Source organism: Winogradskyella arenosi (assembly GCF_003337305.1).
Lineage (GTDB): Bacteria > Bacteroidota > Bacteroidia > Flavobacteriales > Flavobacteriaceae > Winogradskyella > Winogradskyella arenosi.
The window spans coordinates 1-2,577 of sequence record NZ_QPJO01000017.1; the positions used below are offsets into that span (position 1 = coordinate 1).

The 2,577-nt window shown below is 26.9% G+C and carries 3 protein-coding genes; all 3 read left to right on the forward strand.

Features of this window, described 5'->3' with window-relative positions:
- The first annotated feature begins 194 nt into the window (after positions 1 to 194).
- The 3 genes from DFQ08_RS15940 (at position 195) to DFQ08_RS15950 (ending at position 2,304) form a co-directional block, all read left to right on the forward strand.
- The gene (locus DFQ08_RS15940; RefSeq protein WP_114311034.1) at positions 195 to 839 is read left to right on the forward strand and encodes a hypothetical protein; all 645 of its coding nucleotides are present in this window, start codon (positions 195 to 197) and stop codon (positions 837 to 839) included.
- Positions 836 to 1,171, forward strand: coding sequence for a hypothetical protein (locus tag DFQ08_RS15945; RefSeq protein ID WP_114311035.1), 336 nt, complete (start codon positions 836 to 838; stop codon positions 1,169 to 1,171). Before DFQ08_RS15940 ends, DFQ08_RS15945 begins: the two co-directional genes overlap by 4 nt.
- A gap of 206 nt (positions 1,172 to 1,377) precedes the next feature.
- The gene (locus DFQ08_RS15950; RefSeq protein WP_114311036.1) at positions 1,378 to 2,304 is read left to right on the forward strand and encodes a hypothetical protein; all 927 of its coding nucleotides are present in this window, start codon (positions 1,378 to 1,380) and stop codon (positions 2,302 to 2,304) included.
- The last annotated feature ends 273 nt before the right edge of the window (positions 2,305 to 2,577 follow it).

Below are 2,577 nucleotides of genomic sequence, written 5' to 3' on the forward strand. Positions count from 1 at the left end.
TGAATCCAAACATCAAATACAAATCCTATCAGAAAAATAATGTAAATTTACCTGAACTTACGATTTAAAAACAGACCTAGTTCAAATTATTTTTTGCCTTCTAAACGGCTAAAAAAATCTTTTGAACGGTATAAATTAACCTAAAAAAAGGTCAACCTATATCAGTATAATACAGAAACCACAAAAATTAAGTTTTGAAGAGAATAACATCACTATCAATTATTGGAATTCTATTTGCAATTGTACTTTACTACTCGTATCAATTCGATAATTTATTTAGAATATTCTTTTATCTGATTTTAGGAATTTCATTCTCTGTCATTTTCTATAAAACTATAATTGGAAATTATACAGATTACAGAAATAACAAAAAAGCGATTAGTTATCTGCCAACATCAATCGGAATCGGATTTATCCTTTTAAACTTCGGAATTTATTATCATTTTGAGAAAAAACTAAATTTACCATCTTTAATCAAAGCCCAAAATCACGGAGTTTACGCTGATTTTAAAGAAAACGGAGAATATATAATTAAAAGTGGTAGTTGGGCTACTAAAGTGCATCAGTATGGAACTTATAAATTGGAGGATAATATAATTATTGTTGACAAGTTAAAATTTGATGACGTTTTAGTTTCAAATAGGTTTATAATAACTACTATTCAAAATTTGGATTTAACTAATCCGACCGAAATTGAAAACTTTGAAAGCGGCAAATACCTGCTGGAAATTGACTCAAAAGGAAATGAAATTAAAAATAGGCTTCTAAATTTCGACAAAGAACATAATGAAATATTTGGTTCATATAAATTTGAAATAACATTAGACAACCGAAAATGAAAATAGGAAAAAAAAGTCATTCAATTTACACAATCATTGTTCTAATTTTTGGCTGGTTATACTATTTTATAATTACTTACTTAAATTATATAGACTTCGAAAGTCAGTTCATAGATGGAATTTTAGCACCTTTTGCAAGAAAAGGAAAATATGATACTATTTTGTTCAAATTAATTGCAATTGGATTTGGTGTCATTGGTTTATATTTGAGTTATAAAAGTAAAGCACTTAATCAAAAGAAAATAAGAGTATTGTTAATTTTACTATCATTGTTGCTATTAATAATGAGCATTGTAGCTTTTCCGAATTTGATATGGTATTACTTAATATAAAGTGAACTCAATTGAGAATTTAGCCCAAAATTAGAAATAAAAAACAACGAAATGCCAACACCGTGTATAATTAATTGCTTGGTTCTTGCCCACTTACGAAAATACTCACGTATTTTCTATTCGGTTTTTATTTGCTAACTTACTCGCTCAACCACGCAACTAATCATACACAAACACGTTAGCCACAATTTAAAATCAGAACGCAAATGAAACAAAATGACATACTAAAAATTGGAACATTTAGTATTTTATGCTATTTGATTTTAAGAGTAAGTCATTATATTTTAATAAAATTATTACTATTACTTAATTTAAAATTCCAGATTGAAAATGAAATAATGCTTTTGACTTTAAGCGGAATTATTACTGGCATTTTACCAATTATTATTTTGATAATTTCTATTAATAAAAGCATACTAAAATCAATTCTTCCGAATTTCAAAATCATATTTTCCTTATTTATAGGATTAATAGTTCTGACTTTTATTAGAGAAGGAATTGATATTTATAGAAATCAATTTATGTCAATCTCAGAACTTGGCTCATTTAAAGAAGCATATTTTAATCAATTATCTTGGTCAATTGCTTTCTTCTTATTTGTTTCAATTGCATTACTAATATTCTATCTGATAAAGTTAGGCTCATTAGAAAAACAAAACTTAGAAAAGGAATCTGGAATTTTGAAAGTTGGAATTTCAAGTGTATTATGCTATTTAGTATTTGAAAAGGTATATATAATTCTGACTTCAATACTTACCTGGATATACACACTATTGAAAATAGAAAACGAATTTATAATATTAGGCATTAATGTTCTATTTGGCTTCTTGTCTATATTAATCTTAATATCAATTTACAACAGAATAATAAAGAATAAAATTCCTACTAAAAAGAACATTTACATACTCTTTTTAATTGGAATTTTATTAGTGTTTTTAGTTTCAGGAAATAGCTTTTTAGTTTCTGAATACCTTGTTGATAAAACTGATTTAGAATTTTCAAATTATAAATTCTTATCACAATTCAATTGGACTACTGAATTAAATTATTTAGTTAGGTTTTTAGGACTATCTTATTTTATTTGGAAATTATATTCCGAAAGAAAAACTGTGGCTAACAACGTGTATAATTAATTGCTAGTTTTGGCTCACTTGGGAAATTCCTCCGGAATTTCGCCGTTCGTACTTTATTTAGTAAATTCACTGCTGAAACAACGCAACTAATCATACACAAGACCGTTAGCAACAATACGTGCCGAGTGTTTTTTCGTTAGTATTTACAATTTGAAATGCTGTCCGAAATTTAGTTTTATATCTATTAACTTTTAGCTCGAAAAACTTTTTCTTGGAGAACTAAACGCACAAAGGTCGTTGCGTTTTCTGCAAATATCTCGTGCTGTCCCGAAA